A 471-nucleotide genomic window follows, 5' to 3' on the forward strand; every position below is an offset into this window, starting at 1 on the left:
TGGGAGACCGTCGTCCAATCTCAAAGCCGCATCATGCGTCGATCGCTATTTCAGAAGTATTTCTTCGTCTTGTTTGCCGCGGCCATTTTTCCGATCGCTGCCGGTGGCATCAGCAACACGTGGTTCAGCTATGTCGACCAGCATGCGATCCTCAGTGCCCTGCTGCAGTCCGAGGCAACATCGGCGGCCGACAAAATTGAGAGCTTTCTTGACGGCATCCAGCTTCCGCTAGGCTCGACGATCCCCCGGAAGGATCGAATATGGCCAGCGTGAAACAGCTTCGGCTTCTTGCCGTACGAGCGATGCACGAGGTCCCGGGAATCCTCAGCATCAGTATTGTCGACGGTACTGGCGCGGAGCGGCTGCACATCTCTCGCATTGGCAAAAACAGGACAGAAAGCGGGGCGGATCGCTCAGGCGATCCCGCTGTCGTGGGCCTCAGGACGGCGAAGGTGTGGTACGGTCCAGTCA

The 471-nt window shown here is 58.2% G+C and carries 2 pseudogenes; both read left to right on the forward strand.

Going from position 1 to position 471, the window contains the following annotated elements:
- A pseudogene (locus EOA29_RS41980) lies at positions 1–273 on the forward strand (hypothetical protein); the annotation flags it as partial.
- A pseudogene (locus EOA29_RS42550) lies at positions 261–471 on the forward strand (adenylate/guanylate cyclase domain-containing protein); the annotation flags it as partial. The pseudogenes EOA29_RS41980 and EOA29_RS42550, both read left to right, overlap by 13 nt.

The sequence above is a fragment of the Mesorhizobium sp. M1E.F.Ca.ET.063.01.1.1 genome, assembly GCF_003998155.1.
GTDB lineage: Bacteria > Pseudomonadota > Alphaproteobacteria > Rhizobiales > Rhizobiaceae > Mesorhizobium.